Here is a 16,477-nt window from a genome sequence, read left to right as displayed (position 1 = left end):
TGGCTGGCGTGCCAGCCAGATCGGCGTTTCCTTCAGGGATTGCTAGTTCGAGGCCTTGGCCACTGCCGCATATTGCGGATCGGCGAAGGCCGCGTAGCTGTCCTTGATCGAGGTGATCTTGTGCTGGTCCTTCAGGAAGCCCGCGGTGTCCTTGAGGATTTTCGCCACCGCGCTCTTCTCGCCGCCGCCCAGCCATTTGTCTGAGACCTGTTCGTCGAGCGGCGGGACGACCGTCGTCTTCAACTGCTCCGAATTCTCGGCCGCTGTGCCGCCCTGCAATTTCGCGATCAGCTTGGCGCTCTCGGAGTCTGGCCCCCAGGCGGCCGGGTTGCTCAGATAGGCCTGGTTGTAGCCGTCGATCAGCCTGACATACTGGCCGAGGAACTCCGGATTGGCCTTGGCGAATGCGCCGGTGACGACCAGCGCGCTGAAGGTGGGCGCGCCGCGATCAGCAACTTGGCCGGCCGTGAGCAGGACCTTGCCGTTCTTCTTGAGTTCGGACAGCGCTGGATCCCAGACGAAGCCGCCGTCGATGTCGCCGCGCTTCCAGGCCGCGACGATCTCGGGCTGCGGAATAGCGATAACCTGGGTTTCCTTCTCGGAGATGCCTTCCTGCTTGAGCACCGCGAGAAGCTGGTAATGGTCGGTCGAGACCGGCGCCGCAGCAAGCTTCTTGCCGCGCAGGTCCGCCGGCGACTTGATTTCTGGGCGCACCACCAGCGCCTCGCCGTCGCGAGAGACGGACGAGATGTAGAACGCCTTCACATCGAGGCCCTTACTGACGGCAGCCGAGAACGGGCTCGATCCGACATCGCCGATCTGGACGTCGCCGGAAGCGATAGCTGCGAAAATGTCGGCGCCTGAATTGAAGCGGCGGAATTCGATGTTCCATCCGGTTTTCTTGGCAAGGTCGCCGTTGGCGATGCCAAGATTATAGGGATTAGCCCCGGTTTGGTAAGCGATGACGACCTTCTTCTCGTCGGCATGAGCCATTCCAGGACTGGCCGCCGCTGCGAGCGCAACCAGGGCGGCGGAAATCAGTTTTCGCATGAGATCGATCCTTTGAGCGGAGGGTTCACCCCTCGATTGCCCGCTCCATCTGAGCGTCGGCTCACAATCTACTTAGTTTATAGAATTAGACAGGAACGATTTTCCGAATGACAAGGGGAGAGCGGAAAATTGGCTCTCATCTGGGTCGTCAGCCGGTCCGACGCGTGATCGTGCGGAGAAATGGAAAATCGCCGAGAACGGCGACAGCGCGTCCTAAAAGGCGCGGCGATCATCAACGGAATCACGAACTCCGAAATCAGTTGCACGATCCGAAACCAGAACAATGGCGGCGCTGAACTTAAGGTGGCCGTCGAAGCGCGTGTGCCTGAACGTTTCGTCTTATATGTGCCGACCGACGGCGTCGCCTACCAGTCCGTTTTGCGGTGGCGCAGGAACGACCGGGTTGGTGTCCAATTCACCGGGACATTGCCAAAACCCCGTCTTCACTATGGCTGAAGCAAGCATCGTCAGAACTCACAGCTAGCTCAAGCCCGGTGAGCCAAATTGCTGACGGCTTCCTCAGCGGAATTCTACTAAAATCCTAACTGGCGGCATTAACGCCGGGCTGGGAGCTTCGGTCGGATCGAGCGGTGGCAGCGCAGGTCTCGGGGCCACGGTAGGCGACCCGACTGTGATCGACTCCGGCGCTGGCGCGACGGTAGGCAAGACCAAGATTTTGAAGGCCAGGATTGGTGCAAAGGTAGGCGGTCCTAATACCTTGAGGGCCGGAGCTGCCGCAACTGCCGGAGGCTCAGATGGGATCGCGACCGGTCTGGGTGCCACGGTGGGCGGTCCTAATACCTTGAGGGCCGGAGCTGGCGCAACTGTCGGAGGTTCAGATGGGATCACGACCGGTCTGGGTGCCACGGTGGGCGGTCCTAATACCTTGAGGCCCGGAGCTGCCGCAACTGTCGGAGGTTCAGATGGGATCACGACCGGACTGGGTGCCACGGTGGACGGTCCTAAAACCCTGAGGGCCGGAGCTGATGCAATGCTGGGTGGTACAAAGGGCGTAACACAAGGGCTCGCGGCGACGACCGGTGACGCGAACGTGTTTGGCTCTGCAGCCGATGTCGGAATAAGCGGTGTCACAGCAGGTGCCGGGACCGCAAGGCGTCTGAGCAGCCTGTCCAATCCCACCAATCCCCCTGATCCGAGCAACGCGAGAATGGTCAGTGTCGTCGGCGACATGTCCGGCGCACAACTGGTCCGGATGAAAAAACGCTGCGTGGACGTGCTCAGCAGTCAGGATACTTATGACCGCGACTTACGACAGCTCTGTCAGCTGATCGCGCATCGCTAAGGCATACGCCGAAACGGAAGTGAACTAGCCGCTAGGCGGTATAACACTCTCCCGCCCGGCAGGTCAGAAGGCCCGTTGCCAAGCGACGGGCCTTTTGCTTGTTCCCACAGGCTTCGGACCCCTCCTGGGCCAATAAGCATTCGTTCAACGCTTGTTCTTAAGCGGCGATGCACGAGCCTCCTGAACCCCATGCTCGAAACCGGCACAGATGAGGACGCCGCCGCCTATGCAGGCGCGCTGGAAAAGATCGCTGGATCCGACACGGCGACGATCACTGCTGCCGCTACCCAGTCGGCGACCGACAACGGCCTCGGCAATGGTACTATCACCGTCCACGCGCCGCCGACCTCGGGGCCGAACACGGCCAAGAAGGCGGTGGAGGTCATCCTCAACCAGAACCTTGATCGCATCTTCACTTCGATCTTCTCCGAGAGCAAAGTGCCGGAGCGCGCCAGAGCGGTAGCGCTCATCACCGACGCCTCCAAGGCCTGTGTGCTGGCGCTCAATCCGTCGGCCTACCAGGCGGCGCTCTTCTCGGGCAACACCAGCGTCAAGCTGACTGGGTGCTCGGTCATGTCGAATTCGGCTCAGTCCGATGCCGTCAAGGTGCAGGGTTCGGCGGCGCTTCAGGCCGACTGCCTGATCGCGGTCGGCGGCGTTTCGCTCAGCAACCCGGTGACCACCGTCTGCAAGTCTCCGATCACCCAGGCCCTGCCGGCGTCGGACCCCTTCTCCAGCCTGCCGGCACCGGCGGCTGGCAACCCGTGCAAGACCGTCAACGGCAGCAAGTCGTCGCAAACACTCCAGCCCGGAACTTACTGCAGCGGCATGGACCTCAAGGGCAATGTCACGCTGCAGCCCGGCACCTATGTCGTCCAGGGTAGCCTGAAAGTGAACGCCGGCGCGGTCGTATCCGGAACCGGTGTGACAATGTTCATGTCCGGCAGCAACACCGTCAGCATGAACGGCAACGCCACGGTGACGCTGAGCGCGCCGACCTCGGGCACCTATTCGGGCGTGCTGTTCTATGGCGACAGGACTGGCACCAGCACATCAACACCTTCAACGGCACCGCGAGCTCGCTTCTGACCGGTGCCATCTATTTCCCCAAGCAGCAGGTCAACTACCTGGGCAACTTCTCGGGGAGCGGCGGCTGCACCCAGGTCGTTGCCGACAAGATCCAGTGGTCCGGCAGCACGACCATCAAACAGAACTGCTCGAGCCTGGGGATGAAGGACATCCCGTCGGCCCAGTCGGTTGCAATCGTCGAGTAAGGCTGTGGTGGCGGCAGGTTCCAGCCGAGGCCATAGCCCTGGCTATGTAAGTTGCCTGCCATTCAGCGGCCAGAACGGAAAGAGTACGAGAGCGTGGTGACGCTCCATAAGCCGTCGACGAGAAGGCGCCTCTGGCGACCAGCCGAGTTGAGGGCTCTCGACGTTGATCTGAAACCTTATCGACGGTCCCGCGTTGGCTCCTCACGATTTCGGGACCAGGAAATAAAATGCAAGGTTTGAAGCGGTCGTGCTGGACGGGAGCCGACATAGACGAGTTTGCGGCAAAGCACGGCCTGACAACCAGGCAGGCCGAAATTGTGATCCAGAGCAACGGTCCGTCCAAGCGCAAATGCGACCTGGCAGCCGAGGCGTTTATGGCCGCGCTCAGACAGTGCAGTTGTTCGCGCGAAAAAGGCGCGAGAAGATCCCCTCTAAGGTCGGGAAGCAATGATAGCCGTAGGGTTTGAACTATGTCCGGTGAAGCCGCGACCTCTCACAAGGTCGCGAGCGAGGACAGACCGGAGGCCGCAGCTACCAAGATGACTGGCCGGGCCGTTGGAGACCGGCGCCCGAAAGTCCATGGGTTGGGTGACTGACGAGGCCACGTAGCTCGCCTTCAAGTGGAGCTGGGGCGACCCGGCCTGGGCGGGGAAGTCAGCGGGACTTGGGCGTATCAGGCCGGGCCTCTTACCCCGTTCAGCGAGAGGGCAGGTGCGCACTTTGCGCCGCCTTTGTAGCGAAAATTTCTAAGACTTTGCCCCGGCAAACGGCTCGTCCCAGGGTGCCCGGATCGTTTCGCTGATACAGCTTAGCCGTGCTTACGCCCGTTCGTTCGCTTCTTCGCCGTCGGCGTGGATATATTTGTTGCCTCACTGGCACGCCTCGCCAGCCTTAACCGCTCGGTCTTCTGTTCTCGGGCGGCGGCTTCACCGTTGACAATTTGGCGGGCTGCCCTGGTTGTGGCGTCCTGCTTCGTTTCGATCGCGGTCGGTTTGGGTTTGAATATTCCTTGCGGTATTTCAGGGTGTCGCACGATGCGGTCTCCAACCAGGAAAAGAAAAAAGGTCGGGCTTGCCCGACCTCTCTCATCTGCGCTCTGTGGCCAATGCCAGTACATCCGTGGTCAACGGCCCGCGCAACAATTTATGCGGCTTGCAGGTTCTCGGCCGCGAGTTTGCCGTTGCGGTTGTCCTTCACGAGATCGAAGCTGAGTTTCTGGCCCTCGACAAGTGAGCGCATACCCGCCCGCTCGACAGCGGAGATGTGGACGAAGACGTCCGGCTGGCCGCCACCCTGCTCGATGAAGCCGAAGCCTTTGGTCGCGTTGAAGAACTTAACGGTTCCCGTATTCATGGCGATTTCCTTTCAATCATCCATAGAAAATTGCCTGCCGTGCAAGACACACGGCAAACAGTTCAGATCGATTTTGAGAGGAGAAGATCGCCGAAGACGCGTATCGCGTCAGAAACAAAGTTCGACAGACAAGATCGATATTTGCAACATAGGCCCACTCTGTCTTCTAAGCAAGGCGCGGCCGGAAATAATTCTTCACTGACGGACGAGCTTCCAACTGGCGAGGCGGTTCTGGAATGACACTCGGCAGCTGATTGCGTAATCCACCATCCGACCTGGATGGCGGGACGATCACCGCGAGTGGCGGATAGACGCCAGGCGTTGAACAGAACCAATCGTTGCGTCCGCTCGTTCTCCATGCCAATTCCCCCGCGGAGGACCACCTTAAGGAAAGGAAGGGTCACCTCAGGAAAATCGAACAGGTGTTCAAGTCGACCGGCAAGAAGACTTGGAAATGCACTTCATCGAAGGGCCTCGCTTGGAAGTCGCCGGCCTCATGCTCTCAAGTCCGGCTTGCTGGCGGCCTGCCAGGCGGTTGAGCACCCATGACATTGCCCGGCCGGCTCTTTGGGGAATGGGCGCAGGAGCTCGAGCACGATAAGACGCATAAGCTGCTCAGCAGATCCTCGACCAGGAGAAACACCTCGCGTCAAGAAAACGGCTTGACGGCGAACTGGGAGGTCCCGCGCGAATTGGGGCGGAACGTGGAATTGCCTCGCTATCCAGGCGTCGATGCCCTAAGGACAGCGATGCAAAATCCCAAATTCACTCAGCCGGTGACTGTTCGGGCCAGTGCTCAAGGCGCCGAGACGATCATCACTGACGTTTACGAATGCTCGTCATTTCTGCTTCGGAAGTGGCCGGGCAAGCGTGGACCGTCACATCGCGCCGCGCTCCAGGCTTGCCACGATGCCAGCGCGGACAAAAAGCCCATATCGAGCGTTCGGCGGGCGTTCGCTTTGGCTGCGCGCGAGGCTGGTATCCTGGTGGGGCAATAACGGAGCGGGCTTGCCGAGGGACACGCGGGATATATCTATCCGCACGCCGAGGGTAGTTACCTGGCCAACCGACATGAACAGACGACCAGCGTGATGCCGTTTGCAGACAGGTCAAAGGAGGTCCGCCATGTCAAACCCGTCACGGGCATTCTACACAAGTTCCAACGGCGACCGCTGGCTGGTCGTTAAGGTCGGCGAGCGCGATGAGATTTTCGTGAGGCATGAGCCAAACCGGGCCTCGGGCGGTCAACCCTCCGAGGTTGACATCGAGACGTTCATGGCCCGCGGGCCTGGCTCGCCCGAAGGCGAAGCCTTGATCGATCTGCTCGACCAGCTGCGCACCGAACAGGACCGGGCGAGCATGGAAAAGCCAGACGGTCGATAAATAGCCAACCTGCAAGGACTCGGATAGCTGCGCCGTACCGGTCACGTCTTCCGCCCTCCCCTCCGCGCTGCCTGCGGTTTGATTCTGATGCGCAACGTTCCGCCCTCCGGGCGGTCGATTTCGAACGCGTTCGTCTTGCGGACGAGATCGCTCAGCTTGCGAAAACCAAAGGTGCGGGGATCGAAGTCGGAGGCCAGATTGGCAAGCTGCGTGCCGACCGCACCGAGCGGAACCCAGCCATCCTCGCTTTCCATCTGCGCGATGATCTTCCGAATGATCGGCACGGCCGCTGAGGGCGGTTGCAATGGCTTCACGCTCGATACCGCCTCAGGTTCGTTGCCCGGCGCAGACGGAAGCAGATTCTCGGTATAGACAAATCGCCTGCATGCCTGTCGGAAACTCTCGGGCGTTTTCTGTTCGCCGAAGCCGAAGACGTCGATGCCCTGCTCGCGGATGCGGGCGGCCAGCCGGGTAAAATCACTGTCGGAGGAAACCAGGCAGAAACCGTCAAACCGACCGCTATGGAGGAGGTCCATCGCGTCGATGACGAGCGTGATGTCCGAGGCGTTCTTGCCTGTGGTGTAGGCGAACTGCTGCTGGGGTATGATTGCGTGCTTCGAAAGAACGTCGGCCCACGCTTTCGAGCGCGAGCTTGAAAAATCGCCGTAGATGCGACGCACGCTGGCCTCGCCAATCTTGGCGATCTCCTCGAACAGCCCATCGGCGATCTTGGCCGACGCATTGTCGGCATCGATCAGGACGGCAAGGCGCGGCGACCGCAGCTCGGACGGTATCATAGAGCTTCCCTAGCGCTGTTCATGCGACCTGAAGTTTTTGCTCTCAATGTCAATGATGTCGCCGCAGTTGGAGCATTCCATCTGGGTGTGAGTACGAATCCAGCCGACGAGGGTCTTTGCCTGATAATGGCAACGGGGACACTCCACGTCGATTTCGAAGGTATCCGTCTCGCGCTTTGTCGTCGCCATGCCTCAGCTTTCGTCAGCAGCGGGCTCTCGCGCTTCTTTCTGCTCTTTGGATGAAGGTTTCTCCTTCGCAGCTTTACCCGCAAGCTTAGCTTCTTTCTTGGCCGCCTTTGCCTTGTCTCGTTGACTCCGCTCGTATTGATAGTTTGGCTTCATCGCCATTCGAACTCTCCGTATGCAGGTATGGTAGTCTCCCTAGGCAAAAATGGCCCGCAGCCTCAAGCGCGGTGAGAAATGCGACAATCGCGTCCTCGGCAGCAGCATCTCCGGCGCAGCACTTCATCGCGTCCCTCCAAGCTAGGCTGTCGTTTCCAGGCCAATGGTCAAACAGGAAATCGGATGCCTGTGCGACAGGCTCAATGAGAGTGAAGCCGATCGGACCGGCCATAGACAACCACGGAACCGGAATCTTGGCTGCCATCGTGCACCCTACGCCCGATTGCATGCAAAGACGAGCGTGGCAGGGGCGTATTGTTTACCCGCTTTGATCGCACCGGACGCTGCTACCGGAAATCCGCGGCGGTCAAAGTATAGGAATCGCGGCGGTTGCGGGCATAAACTTTCCCGGCGAGGTCCTGGATGGAGGGCCGCAACGCGTCAAATGCCGAAAGACAGGCCTTCTCGGCGCTTCCGTTTCCGCCCAGGGCAACGCCGGATTTGGCCAGCGCCTCGGCCTCGATGAAGAAACGGACTTGAAACATGCCGTCATAGCCGATGAAGCAGACGGCATTGCGTGCTTCATCGAAGCTTCGGCTCGGGTTCGGGAAGGCGAGCGTCATGACTGGCCTGCCGGTGTTTCGGGAGCGCCGGCGGTGAATGACCGCGCGGCGGTCCTCGCCTTGCGGCGCTCGCTGTTGCGAAGGTTGAGGGACAGCATGCTTTTGGTCGCTTCCGAACGGCTGAGCCCGATCATGAAGGCGCCGTCCACATATGCCGGGATGCCAGTGAAGACGTGATAAACCGTCCAGGAACGATCGGGTTCGACCCGGCGGCCATATTGGCGGTCCCTAAAGGCGCATGCCTGCGCGCCGGCTGCATTTTCCTCGCCTGGACGAGCCGAGGGTTCGCGAGCGGCATCGGTGCGCTGGTTACTCGCCTTCATGGTGGCGGCCCTTTGTCTGTCCCCGCCTGCGCGGGAATGACGCCGGAGTAGATCGTCGTCCCGTCGGCGTCGGCAATTGCGACCGCATCTGGCCACTGCGGCATGTTCAGCGTCCTTGCCAGAAGCAGCGCGATCTCAATCGCCGCGTCGAGGTCGGCCGCCTCTACGGTCTCACGGCCGACGACGGCGTGCGCGTCGTCGGCAACGCGCGTGCGATAGAATTCCATCACGACCTTCATCCGAGCCCGTCGCGCGCAAACATCCTGCCGTCAGCCCTTGCTATTGCTTTGGGTGTGGATGCCGCTCGCGCCTTTGATTTGGCCGAACGCGCTCTCAGGCTTCAGCGGAAGCTTTTCCTGCTTCGGCTTCCTGATCTCTCTGTTCGAGCGTTTCTGTCCCTTGGCCATGTCGAATGTCCTTTCGATGAGCCTTATGCCGCCGTGCGATACCTCGGCGACCGGTTCCAGCCTGTCCTCCGTGACCACCCGCTCGTGCGGTTCGGCGTCGCTGCGGATGCGATATTGCGGCGAGTTTCCCCTCGGAGGCAGGGTACGAGTGACATGGTAGATTTCGCCGGTCTTTGGACCGACGCCGAGACCGCCCTTCAACCGGACCGCCTGTCCGATGTCAAAAAGGCGCGCCGGGGCTCCGTGCTGGATGGGTCGTGCGTTGCGTTGCATGAGGGTGGTCATGGTTGTCTCCGGTCCTTGTCGAGCGCCGCCTCGAGTAAGGCCGGCTCAATCTGCACCAATTTTCCTTGGACCCCCGCGCGGAGATGGCTGGTGAACGCGGCCACGCGGCGCCATGCCGTGCGCGAAGCGCCTTCGAGAGACTCCTCAGCGAGGCGTATGAAGGTCGGCGTGGTGCGAGTGGTCACTTGCGGCTTTCTGCGGAAACGCGCACATGCGCCTTCCGCTTCAAATTCAGCCCAACCGCGAAACAATGTTCGAACGAAGCGACATGCCGCGCCGGGAGCGACGCAATGCATTCACTATCGACAATTCGGAGGCACGTGGCGAGGATTGAATGCCACTTCGACCAAATCAACGAATTTTATATATGCGCCCCCATTGCGCCGTTAACAAGGTGGTCGCTGCGTTTTATTTCTCGTGGCCAAATAACAAAGCGAAATACAGGGTCAAGAAAATCGGCCGGAATTCACGTCATCCGGCGCGATATTTTCCGAGTCTCGCAATTATTCCGGCCGATAATTTAGCGGGCCCGACAAATAATTTCGGTGATCCTATCTATCGCGAGGCAATCTGTTTATAGAGGGGTATGCGCACCCGTTCCGCGACAAGAAAGAAGTGCCCTTGGAGGATGATCGCCCGACAGCCGCGCCAACCGAGGAGCCTGGCATTTTGAGCACCGCCAGGGTCTTGTCCATGCGTGAACCGCCTCGCAGGTTTGGCAAGCTTGGCATCAAGGGGTCGTTACCTGTCCCGACGGGGCGGGCTAGTGCGAATGGCATGGAGACTGCGGCGAAACGCATGGGTGTGGCGCTCTCTTCATTCGGTCCACTCGCCTTGAGGCGTGTGTCGCGCTCTGGATTGTCGCTGTGCTGGCCTCGGTTTTTATTATCTTAAAGCCTGAACTGGTCGGCATCTGGCGAGAGGCGAAAACGAGAAGGATGCGAGCATGGCAAACCGCTACGCGCTCAGGATGGACGAGCCGAACAGCTGGACCGTTTTCGATATCTTCACCGGCCAACCTGCCGAGTTCGAGAAGAAGATGATGGTCGGCATCAAGACGCGCCGGGCGGAAAAGATTGTTGGTGAACTGAATATTCAGGACGTCAAGCGGCGGGAAGAAGCCGGCCGGGCAAGCCCATAATGCGGTTCAGGGCTCCTGGCCCGGCCATGCTGATAATCGCCGAATGTCGACTGCCCCTGCAGTCATTTCACTTGAAAGGATAAGACCCATGAGAACCATGAAAACACCGGATGCACCGCCGCTCGTGATCGTCGCGGTCGCCACGTCACCCAAGATCATCTCAGCTCGGCTGACGATTAGAACCGCCGAAGCAGCAAGGCGCAGGATCGCTGACACTGACGGCACTCTGAGGCGGGCACGCGAACTCGCGGAACGCAATCGCCTGATTTGAACGAGCCCCTCGTTGGCCCAAGATGTCTACCGCAACAGCCGCCCTGGTGATTAGCGCCTCAAACTGCAATCCCGGCGAGGCAAGGTTGGGGTTTGGGGGATTGGGTAACCGGTGGGATAGTGACAATGGCAACTCTCGAATTGATAACCGTTGAGGAGCGGCCCGGTGGCCAGCTTCTATTTAATGTTCGCGTGACCTCCACCGGCGGCAAAATAGAACTGCCGATCGCCATTGAGGGCCAAGGATCTGTCGCTTCGAATGAAACGACGGTTCTTCAGTTCGCACTTGGTTTTGCCAAAGACCTAGAGGCTTCGGTCCGGCTTCGCCTTGGAGTGGAAAAATAGCGGTCTCTAGCAGCGACGAGTCACTGTGCCAATGCATCATCGGCGAGACCGTGGCCGTCCAGTAACGCCGCCTGTGGCTTTCTGTCCCCAGCAGCGGCTTCCACGACTAACGCCGACCGAAGCGACCTTGCTTTAATTCCCACGCCAAGGCGTGGCTGAATACCTAGCCGCGGAGTCCTTCGCTGCGCCCTTAACTTCGTCTCTGTGCATCGTTCTCGCCTTTTGAGCAGCGAAGTCTGCTTACGGCCGCCGGGCAAGCTAGCTCCAATGGCCGGATGGGGGCGCATTGCAGCAACAGATTGGGGCCGGAAGCGGAAAGACCCGTTTAAGATCCCACTCGGTGTTATCCAATCTGGACAGCAGAACGTCGCCGCATGATGAGCCAGCCTAGGAGCAGCGCTAGCAAAAGGTTCGCCAGAGCGAGACTTGCTAGCGCAGCCAACATGCCTTGGGCACCCGGATGTTCCAACAACAAAGCGGCGACCGAAGGAGCCGCCGCCTGCGCTATGAGACTTGGCATGGCAAGACGGCCTATGAGCTTCGCGTAACCTGATGGCCGGAACAGCGCTAACGGGAGAGTTCCTCGCGCCATCGACTCCAACCCGATGCCGGCGCCGTAGAATGCGAGCGCAACCGGGATGTATGGCAGGCCAGCCCACAGCGCCGAGACGCCGATCGCCACGAAAGTCACAGATGCATATTTGGTCCAGATCGGATGATGGTAACGAGCAACCAGCATTTCGATCGCTCGAGCCCCTACCTGCGCAGGACCGACGAGAGCTCCGAGGGCGACCGCGTTGCCACCGGCTTTCGCTTCGGCGTGGGCAACGCAACAGGCATCGGCTTCTATCGGGGCTGGGCCGCCACAACAGCCTTTCGAGGCGGCCGAGATCGAAGTGATCGATCTCGTGGTTGTGCAGACCCCGGTCTCCGGAAGGGCCAGATGCACCGCGTCAGCGGACACCAGGTCCCCGGCAATTGCCGCCGCCACCGAGCGCACCTGTTCATAGCCGGTCAACAGCAGGAAGGTCGGAGCCCTGCCATAGCTCTTGATGCCGACGGTGTAGAAGCCGGGCTCGGGATGGCTGAGCTCGCGGTGGCCGTGCGGCGGAACATCTCCACAGGAGTGCTCGTTGGGATCAATGAGCGGCCCTAGTGCCTTGACGCCTTCGAGCCACGGATCAAGGTCAAGCCGAAGTTCTCGGGTAATCGACAGGTCCGGACGTTGACCGGTCGCGGCGACGATCCTGTCGACAGGACCAACTGTTCGCATACCATCCGCCGACAGCCCTTCCACCACCAGACCACCGTCGACTTCGCGAATAGCCGTTGTTGCAAAGCCTGTGATCAGCTGAACGCGGCTGCTCACAACGAGATCTCTGGCATCCGATCCGAGCTCGCGGCGAGCTGGCAAACCGGCTAAGAGACTTGCGAAACTTGTTGCCACTGGCGGAGATACTTTATGCCGGAAGAGATTGAGAACAGCCGAAGCCAAATGATCGAGCTCACCGCCGACATCGTGTCCGCCTATGTGAGCAATAACCCCGTGCCGGTTGCCTCGCTCCCGGATCTTATCGCGAGCGTGAATTTGTCCCTGGCCGCGATCGGGCAGACGGCAACACCTGAGGCGCCGGCCCAGGCGCCCGCGGTCAATCCGAAGCGATCGGTGTTCCCCGACTACATCATCTGCCTCGAGGACGGGAAGAAGTTCAAATCGCTGAAGCGGCATCTTGCATTGCACGGCCTGACGCCCGACGAGTACCGCGAGAAATGGGGTTTGGCGCGTGATTATCCGATGGTGGCGCCGAGCTATGCGGCTCAGCGCTCAACGCTGGCAAAGGCGACCGGGCTTGGTCGCAAGCCCACGGCTAAACCCGTGAAACGGGCGGCCAAGCGGAAATAGAGCGCTACAGCTCCTCTGTTCCACCCCGCCGCTCGGCCTGTTGTGCGTGAAATTCGCGATCGATCGAACCTTCTTGCGCCTTGTGAAAATACTGAGAGCAGACGAGCCAACCCTTGAGCGGCCGAAGCAGCAAGACGCACGCGCCAACTGTGAGCGGCAGAGTGGTCACCACATGAACCCAATAAGGGGGGTTGAAGCCGAGTTGGAGCCACAAAGCGAAAGCCAGGGCGGGGAACGCAACAATCGACATCGAAAAGAACGCGGGCCCGTCGGCCGGATCCGCAAACGAGTAGTCGAGGCCACAGGCTTCGCATTCCGGCGCAAGCGTCAGGAACCCGGAAAACAGATGCCCTTGCTGACAGCGGGGGCATAGACCGCGCGCACCAGTAAGCGTGGGATTCGTTGTTTCGTTGTAGGTGACCATCTGCCCCCAACAGCGCCCGGTGCACGTTTGTTCCGGCGAGTGGCCGCGCCCTAGTGCTGATCTTGTCCGACCGGTGACAAGAGCTTCGAGATTGCTCAATCAGCCGAGCGCTTTCGGCGATGATCTGCGCGGTTTCGCAGATCAGTTCGAGTTGCGCCGCTCTTGTCGGCGGATCTCGCTCAGCAAGCGCCTAGTATCGCTTCGTTCCATGGCGCCGAACCTACCGCGGAAGAATCTGTTCCAATCAGGCTAAGGACAAAAGCGGCCAACCGGTCGGGTGGTCACTGCCTAGCCGGCTAGCTTTTGCGGTGAAGGTCTTTCGGACAGGTGCCCGCCCCCCGTTGCCTGGGTGACGGGCATCTGTGTGAGTACCGCGTAGACATGGCCAAGGCCCCAGTGCTGATCACCGCTCAGTGCGGGGTCCTTCATTCTGTTCGCTGATGACCGGCGCGCCTGATTCAACCTTGATCTTCATGACCGGACGCCCGGCTATGTCGCGGATCGTGCAGAGCAGATCGCGCTCTCGTCCTTGGGGTGCCACGAAGATCCTGACCGCCCAGATGCAGGATGTCGAAAGCGCCGAAGGCGAGTTGTTCGGCATTCCACACCATGCCGGAGTGCATTTGGTGGAAGTTCGGCCGGCCGTCGGGATCGGTCGCGATCATCTCAACATCGAGGATAAAGGACTCGGCCGGCAACTTCTCGGCCGCAGCGACGATCGGCCAATACCTTTTCGACCGGTCGTGGCAATTGCGGGAGAACGGCAAATGGTCAGGGGACGCGAGGGGCGCGGACCACCCCTCCTAGCAATTTGACGGACCTCTCAGGGCTTTTCCGCTTTGGGCTCAATGCTGGCATAGGCCTGGTCGAGCAGGTCAGAGTATTTGTCAGCGACCCGTTGGCTTTCCCTGTCCAGCTCGTCTTCTTGCTGCTTCAACCTGGTTCGGGCCTCCTGCTCGAGCCTTTCCCTCTGCTCCGGCGGCCAGGTCTCTCGCTGGATGACGAACGCGTCCCAATCCCGGTCCAGTGCTTTCGAACGATGGCGCACCGCAAGTCGTTCCGCCGCAACAGCTGCTCGAGCCGGTGCAGCGATTGCCGCCCATTCGTCATGGCTTTCATCCGATCGCTCATGGAGCTCAAAGAATTTGCGAATCTCAGCATCACGTTCCGGCTTAAGCTTGGCTCGGGCACGTCGCTTCTCCGCGAGCTCTTCCCGCGACGGGCGATTCGGGTCAGGTGGATCAAATCCGAGCCCAACATGGTCATTTGTATCGTCGCCGGCGTAGAATTCGTTCCGAATGGCGACGGCCGTTTCGGCCATATCGGGATCCTTCTCGGCCAACATGGTCAGCAACTCCCTGGCCGACACCGCCAAATCCCCGACATTGAATTCGAAACGTGCATCCATCGGCAGATGGAGTGTAACGAACCTGTCGTAGTCAACATTCGGGTGCGCTTCTATATAGTCGTCCTGAGCCTTTTGCATTCTCGCGACGAACGCCTCAAATTCATCATGGCTCATATCGCTTATTTTCTTGCCAGTTTGCACAAATTTCCTCTTATCTCTTCATGCACTTACGTGATACATATTGCATGTATCGATTTACTTTCGCTGTTATAGCGAAAATTCGGACGGTAGTTCGAAGGGTTTCGATTATTTTCTGTCTTTTTGCAGACAATCGATTCCGAACAGCCTTAGACCTGGTCGCGTAGCGGCCCACGCCACCGGAGATGCACCGGCGTTTCTGGTGCCACGGTGGACAGCGTCAGGTAGCCACATGGATTCAGCCCGAGCTGCTCACCTCATACTCGGCCCTGGCAATCCGAAGCATGCCGCGGGAGATGACAGAGGTCTTCTCGGTGCCGAGAGCCTTGGCGGTCCTCCGATGGCTTTTAAGCAGGTAGCTATGCCATCCATCGGCGTCGCTGATATCTTTGAAGACGCACTGCTTGGAGCCAGCCCTGCCATGGATCTTTCCTGCTGCCGAGACCAAGACCGCTTTCAGCTGCCCAACGTCTGCACCCGCTGGCGCCGAAGCGATCAACACACCATGGGCATGCAGACGCCCCTCTGGGGAGACCTCGAGGCGCAGTGAATACGGGACCGCCACGCCCGCCGCCTTCAGCCCCCTGTTTAGGTAGTGGGTAAGAAGCCTGGTGGGATCCGTACTAGCCATCAAGGCTCGCTCCCTCGCTTCTGAGAACGCCAGAGTGACTGCAAGGCCCTTCTGGCGGGCTGCAGCCTCGATCGTAGCAAGGAACCGCTTGTTGGGGGGCAAGCGGTTCCAGCGTAGAGCCTGACGATTGTATGCGCGTGACTGTCCGTTCGCCTTATCAACCTGACTGGATGCAGAAGGGTGGGTGGTTATTAAAGAGGGACTTGGTGGCGCAACTGCACAAGGCGAACCATCACGACCGGCAACGCCTTGGCTCAACGGGACTGCGGGCTCTTTGGCGCTGACCTCGGCTGTCGCAACATCGCACTCTGGAGTTGTCGCAATATACACGCAGGGTTTCCTGGCGAGTGTCGCAATTGTGTCCTCTGCTTCGATGTCGCTCAGCAGGTCAGAAAGCTGCTCCATGAGCGCCAGATCACCCCTATCGAGCCGGTTCTCCGACGTAGCGAAGAGCCACGTCGCCTCGGCAGTCGGCAAGAAGCCGATCGACCGGCTCACATTCAGCCTATGCGAGGTGAGCTCAAGCTGTTCTGCAAGCGAGCGGTCACGCAACGGCCTCGTGTCTGGGCAGCCGGAAAGGCCATCGCCGTCACCCGTCCCTGCATCTAGGTCAGCCGAAGCCTCGGTGCCCGAGGAGGGCAGGCCCTCCTCGTCGTAGGCGCCGACAAGGGCCTGCGCGTCACTGTGGCTTGGGATGGTTTCAGACATGCGTTCTCCTTCGGGCGAATGCCCGCTGAGGAATACCTGCAATAGTGAAAGGCTGGCTCGCCCTAAGCTACGACAGAGCCAGCTCGATGTCGCGCCCGACTTAGTGGGGGCTGGATGTTGACTTGGAGTTGCCGGCCTCAGGCTTACCCAGTCCTCCAGACTCGGCTCGCGCACTCGCCTTCTGGATCAATTTAGACTCTTCGTCTGTGATCCTTTCGCTCTCGTCCAGCCAGTCCTCTTCTAGGCTGAATCGACATTCAGCGCATCCATAACATAGCTGCGGCGAGATGGATGCCCGCCGGTGAGGATGAAGCGCAGTGGCCGGCCAAGGGCATCGGCGAGCATGTGGATCTTGGTGGTCAGTCCTCC

22 protein-coding genes and 2 pseudogenes are annotated in these 16,477 nt (G+C 60.0%); 8 read left to right on the top strand and 16 right to left on the bottom strand.

Annotated elements, in window-relative coordinates; genetic code table 11:
• Window positions 1-42: 42 nt before the first annotated feature.
• Entirely contained in the window at window positions 43-1,050 is a 1,008-nt protein-coding gene (gene tauA / locus EOD29_RS28725; protein WP_127248619.1) for a taurine ABC transporter substrate-binding protein, read from the bottom strand.
• Between the two features lie 180 nt (window positions 1,051-1,230).
• On the opposite strand from tauA, the gene EOD29_RS28720 reads away from it, so the two are divergent.
• The 3 genes from EOD29_RS28720 (at window position 1,231) to EOD29_RS28710 (ending at window position 3,442) form a co-directional block, all read left to right on the top strand.
• Complete coding sequence (locus tag EOD29_RS28720; protein WP_127248618.1) at window positions 1,231-1,506, top strand: PilZ domain-containing protein; 276 nt, start codon at window positions 1,231-1,233, stop codon at window positions 1,504-1,506.
• 535 nt (window positions 1,507-2,041) lie between these two features.
• Complete coding sequence (locus EOD29_RS28715) at window positions 2,042-2,353, top strand: hypothetical protein (RefSeq protein WP_127248617.1); 312 nt, start codon at window positions 2,042-2,044, stop codon at window positions 2,351-2,353.
• Window positions 2,354-2,542: 189 nt separating this feature from the next.
• A complete protein-coding gene (locus EOD29_RS28710) occupies window positions 2,543-3,442 on the top strand; it encodes a hypothetical protein (RefSeq protein ID WP_245475465.1) in 900 nt (299 codons plus the stop codon).
• A gap of 34 nt (window positions 3,443-3,476) precedes the next feature.
• On the opposite strand, the gene EOD29_RS37435 is transcribed toward EOD29_RS28710, so the two are convergent.
• Both EOD29_RS37435 and EOD29_RS28695 read right to left on the bottom strand, forming a co-directional pair.
• A complete protein-coding gene (locus tag EOD29_RS37435; RefSeq protein WP_245475464.1) occupies window positions 3,477-3,689 on the bottom strand; it encodes a hypothetical protein in 213 nt (70 codons plus the stop codon).
• A gap of 1,081 nt (window positions 3,690-4,770) precedes the next feature.
• Entirely contained in the window at window positions 4,771-4,980 is a 210-nt protein-coding gene (locus tag EOD29_RS28695) for a cold-shock protein (RefSeq protein WP_095825918.1), read from the bottom strand.
• Window positions 4,981-5,525: 545 nt separating this feature from the next.
• Here EOD29_RS28695 and EOD29_RS37430 point away from each other — a divergent pair.
• A complete protein-coding gene (locus tag EOD29_RS37430; RefSeq protein WP_245322461.1) occupies window positions 5,526-5,978 on the top strand; it encodes a DUF982 domain-containing protein in 453 nt (150 codons plus the stop codon).
• A 127-nt stretch (window positions 5,979-6,105) separates the two neighbouring features.
• A complete protein-coding gene (locus EOD29_RS28685) occupies window positions 6,106-6,363 on the top strand; it encodes a hypothetical protein (RefSeq protein WP_066995590.1) in 258 nt (85 codons plus the stop codon).
• A 41-nt stretch (window positions 6,364-6,404) separates the two neighbouring features.
• On the opposite strand, the gene EOD29_RS28680 is transcribed toward EOD29_RS28685, so the two are convergent.
• The 7 genes from EOD29_RS28680 to EOD29_RS28655 all read right to left on the bottom strand — a co-directional run bounded on the left by EOD29_RS28680 (window position 6,405) and on the right by EOD29_RS28655 (window position 9,140).
• Window positions 6,405-7,157: an NYN domain-containing protein gene (locus tag EOD29_RS28680; RefSeq protein ID WP_066999207.1), complete on the bottom strand. Its 753-nt coding sequence runs from the start codon at window positions 7,155-7,157 to the stop codon at window positions 6,405-6,407.
• Between the two features lie 195 nt (window positions 7,158-7,352).
• Window positions 7,353-7,508, bottom strand: coding sequence for a hypothetical protein (locus tag EOD29_RS36130; RefSeq protein ID WP_164747239.1), 156 nt, complete (start codon window positions 7,506-7,508; stop codon window positions 7,353-7,355).
• A complete protein-coding gene (locus EOD29_RS28675; RefSeq protein ID WP_245322470.1) occupies window positions 7,435-7,734 on the bottom strand; it encodes a DUF982 domain-containing protein in 300 nt (99 codons plus the stop codon). The genes EOD29_RS36130 and EOD29_RS28675 overlap by 74 nt, the downstream gene beginning before the upstream one ends.
• 115 nt (window positions 7,735-7,849) lie before the next feature.
• Window positions 7,850-8,125 carry a DUF1488 domain-containing protein gene (locus tag EOD29_RS28670; protein WP_095825916.1) on the bottom strand — a complete coding sequence of 92 codons (276 nt, stop codon included), beginning with the start codon at window positions 8,123-8,125 and terminating at the stop codon, window positions 7,850-7,852.
• Entirely contained in the window at window positions 8,122-8,448 is a 327-nt protein-coding gene (locus EOD29_RS28665; protein WP_179293666.1) for a hypothetical protein, read from the bottom strand. Before EOD29_RS28665 ends, EOD29_RS28670 begins: the two co-directional genes overlap by 4 nt.
• The gene (locus EOD29_RS28660) at window positions 8,445-8,687 is read right to left on the bottom strand and encodes a hypothetical protein (protein ID WP_095825915.1); all 243 of its coding nucleotides are present in this window, start codon (window positions 8,685-8,687) and stop codon (window positions 8,445-8,447) included. The genes EOD29_RS28665 and EOD29_RS28660 overlap by 4 nt, the downstream gene beginning before the upstream one ends.
• Window positions 8,688-8,717: 30 nt before the next feature.
• Window positions 8,718-9,140, bottom strand: a complete 423-nt coding sequence (locus tag EOD29_RS28655; protein WP_245475468.1) for a hypothetical protein — start codon at window positions 9,138-9,140, stop codon at window positions 8,718-8,720.
• Window positions 9,141-10,086: 946 nt separating this feature from the next.
• Here EOD29_RS28655 and EOD29_RS28645 point away from each other — a divergent pair.
• Window positions 10,087-10,281 (top strand): hypothetical protein, encoded by a 195-nt coding sequence (locus tag EOD29_RS28645; RefSeq protein ID WP_127248616.1) that lies wholly within the window; start codon window positions 10,087-10,089, stop codon window positions 10,279-10,281.
• Window positions 10,282-10,677: 396 nt separating this feature from the next.
• Entirely contained in the window at window positions 10,678-10,896 is a 219-nt protein-coding gene (locus tag EOD29_RS28635; RefSeq protein ID WP_095825913.1) for a hypothetical protein, read from the top strand.
• A gap of 808 nt (window positions 10,897-11,704) precedes the next feature.
• Here the strand turns inward: EOD29_RS28635 and EOD29_RS28625 are convergent.
• Window positions 11,705-12,310: pseudogene (locus EOD29_RS28625) on the bottom strand (flavoprotein); the annotation flags it as partial.
• 48 nt (window positions 12,311-12,358) lie between these two features.
• Here EOD29_RS28625 and EOD29_RS28620 point away from each other — a divergent pair.
• A complete protein-coding gene (locus tag EOD29_RS28620) occupies window positions 12,359-12,799 on the top strand; it encodes a MucR family transcriptional regulator (RefSeq protein WP_127215465.1) in 441 nt (146 codons plus the stop codon).
• A gap of 4 nt (window positions 12,800-12,803) precedes the next feature.
• Here the strand turns inward: EOD29_RS28620 and EOD29_RS28615 are convergent, their stop codons facing one another.
• The 5 genes and pseudogenes from EOD29_RS28615 to EOD29_RS28595 all read right to left on the bottom strand — a co-directional run.
• Window positions 12,804-13,223, bottom strand: coding sequence for a DUF983 domain-containing protein (locus EOD29_RS28615; protein ID WP_127248614.1), 420 nt, complete (start codon window positions 13,221-13,223; stop codon window positions 12,804-12,806).
• A gap of 458 nt (window positions 13,224-13,681) precedes the next feature.
• Window positions 13,682-13,990: a hypothetical protein gene (locus EOD29_RS37425; protein WP_348630462.1), complete on the bottom strand. Its 309-nt coding sequence runs from the start codon at window positions 13,988-13,990 to the stop codon at window positions 13,682-13,684.
• A 56-nt stretch (window positions 13,991-14,046) separates the two neighbouring features.
• Entirely contained in the window at window positions 14,047-14,772 is a 726-nt protein-coding gene (locus tag EOD29_RS28605; RefSeq protein ID WP_127248613.1) for a hypothetical protein, read from the bottom strand.
• Window positions 14,773-15,007: 235 nt separating this feature from the next.
• Complete coding sequence (locus tag EOD29_RS28600; protein WP_127248612.1) at window positions 15,008-16,108, bottom strand: hypothetical protein; 1,101 nt, start codon at window positions 16,106-16,108, stop codon at window positions 15,008-15,010.
• 294 nt (window positions 16,109-16,402) lie between these two features.
• A pseudogene (locus EOD29_RS28595) lies at window positions 16,403-16,477 on the bottom strand (IS5/IS1182 family transposase); the annotation flags it as partial.

The sequence above is a fragment of the Mesorhizobium sp. M1A.T.Ca.IN.004.03.1.1 genome (assembly GCF_003997555.1).
Taxonomy (GTDB): Bacteria; Pseudomonadota; Alphaproteobacteria; order Rhizobiales; family Rhizobiaceae; genus Mesorhizobium.
This window is presented reverse-complemented; position numbering and strand designations above follow the sequence as displayed.

Excerpts from the sequence above, each read along its gene's own strand:
- EOD29_RS28620 (WP_127215465.1), top strand. The coding sequence starts at position 12,359 with ATGCCGGAAGAGATTGAGAACAGCCGAAGCCAAATGATCGAGCTCACC.
- EOD29_RS28685 (WP_066995590.1), top strand. The coding sequence starts at position 6,106 with ATGTCAAACCCGTCACGGGCATTCTACACAAGTTCCAACGGCGACCGC.
- EOD29_RS28670 (WP_095825916.1), bottom strand. The coding sequence starts at position 8,125 with ATGACGCTCGCCTTCCCGAACCCGAGCCGAAGCTTCGATGAAGCACGC.
- EOD29_RS28720 (WP_127248618.1), top strand. The coding sequence starts at position 1,231 with ATGGAAAATCGCCGAGAACGGCGACAGCGCGTCCTAAAAGGCGCGGCG.
- EOD29_RS28675 (WP_245322470.1), bottom strand. The coding sequence starts at position 7,734 with ATGGCCGGTCCGATCGGCTTCACTCTCATTGAGCCTGTCGCACAGGCA.
- EOD29_RS28710 (WP_245475465.1), top strand. The coding sequence starts at position 2,543 with ATGCTCGAAACCGGCACAGATGAGGACGCCGCCGCCTATGCAGGCGCG.
- EOD29_RS28615 (WP_127248614.1), bottom strand. The coding sequence starts at position 13,223 with ATGGTCACCTACAACGAAACAACGAATCCCACGCTTACTGGTGCGCGC.
- EOD29_RS28665 (WP_179293666.1), bottom strand. The coding sequence starts at position 8,448 with ATGAAGGCGAGTAACCAGCGCACCGATGCCGCTCGCGAACCCTCGGCT.
- EOD29_RS36130 (WP_164747239.1), bottom strand. The coding sequence starts at position 7,508 with ATGGCGATGAAGCCAAACTATCAATACGAGCGGAGTCAACGAGACAAG.
- EOD29_RS28660 (WP_095825915.1), bottom strand. The coding sequence starts at position 8,687 with ATGAAGGTCGTGATGGAATTCTATCGCACGCGCGTTGCCGACGACGCG.
- tauA (WP_127248619.1), bottom strand. The coding sequence starts at position 1,050 with ATGCGAAAACTGATTTCCGCCGCCCTGGTTGCGCTCGCAGCGGCGGCC.
- EOD29_RS28715 (WP_127248617.1), top strand. The coding sequence starts at position 2,042 with ATGCTGGGTGGTACAAAGGGCGTAACACAAGGGCTCGCGGCGACGACC.
- EOD29_RS28655 (WP_245475468.1), bottom strand. The coding sequence starts at position 9,140 with ATGACCACCCTCATGCAACGCAACGCACGACCCATCCAGCACGGAGCC.
- EOD29_RS37430 (WP_245322461.1), top strand. The coding sequence starts at position 5,526 with ATGACATTGCCCGGCCGGCTCTTTGGGGAATGGGCGCAGGAGCTCGAG.
- EOD29_RS28600 (WP_127248612.1), bottom strand. The coding sequence starts at position 16,108 with ATGTCTGAAACCATCCCAAGCCACAGTGACGCGCAGGCCCTTGTCGGC.
- EOD29_RS37435 (WP_245475464.1), bottom strand. The coding sequence starts at position 3,689 with ATGGCAGGCAACTTACATAGCCAGGGCTATGGCCTCGGCTGGAACCTG.
- EOD29_RS28695 (WP_095825918.1), bottom strand. The coding sequence starts at position 4,980 with ATGAATACGGGAACCGTTAAGTTCTTCAACGCGACCAAAGGCTTCGGC.
- EOD29_RS28645 (WP_127248616.1), top strand. The coding sequence starts at position 10,087 with ATGGCAAACCGCTACGCGCTCAGGATGGACGAGCCGAACAGCTGGACC.
- EOD29_RS28635 (WP_095825913.1), top strand. The coding sequence starts at position 10,678 with ATGGCAACTCTCGAATTGATAACCGTTGAGGAGCGGCCCGGTGGCCAG.